Raw genomic sequence first — 698 nt, 5'->3', positions numbered from 1 at the left:
GAGACTCATAACGAAGTGTTCAGCGTGCAGGTCAGCGACGGCCTCGGCGGCGTCGACACCCAGCAGGTGACCGTGACTGTCACCGGCAGCAACGACGCCCCCGTACTCAGCTTCGCCAGCGGCAACGATGCCGGCAACGTGCAGGAGGACACCACCCTTAGCGTCAGCGGCCAATTCAGCTCGAGCGACATCGACCACGCGGCCACCGCCACCTGGAGCATTGCCGGGTCCAATACCGGCACTTATGGCTCGATCGCCGTCGACAGCACCGGTCAATGGACTTACACCCTGGCCAACGGCACCAATGGCGTCGCCAGTGCCGTGCAGTCGTTGCAGGCCGGCGAGACTCATAACGAAGTGTTCACCATCCAGGTCAGCGATGGCCTCGGCGGCGTCGACACCCAGCAGGTGACCGTCACTGTCACCGGCAGCAACGACGCCGCCGTGCTGTCCTCGGCCAATGTCACACTGACCGAAACCAATGCTCCGCTGACTACGGGTGGTAGCCTGACCGTCAGTGATATCGACAGCCCGGAAAGCTTCCACACGCAAACCAACACCGCCGGCAGCTACGGCCAGTTCTCCATCGGCACCGACGGAGCCTGGACCTACGTCGCCAATTCCGCCCACAACGAATTCGCCGCCGGCACCACCTACACCGACACCTTCGCCGTGAGCAGTGCCGACGGCACCCTCAC

Annotated in this window: 1 protein-coding gene; it reads left to right on the top strand. The window is 63.9% G+C overall.

All coding sequences use genetic code 11. The annotated features are described in order from the left end of the window. On the top strand, positions 1-698 hold a 698-nt coding region (locus tag AC07VO_RS29885; RefSeq protein WP_495007739.1), incomplete at both ends, for a VCBS domain-containing protein.

Source organism: Pseudomonas sp. GW821-FHT03E01, assembly GCF_059420765.1.
This window is presented reverse-complemented; position numbering and strand designations above follow the sequence as displayed.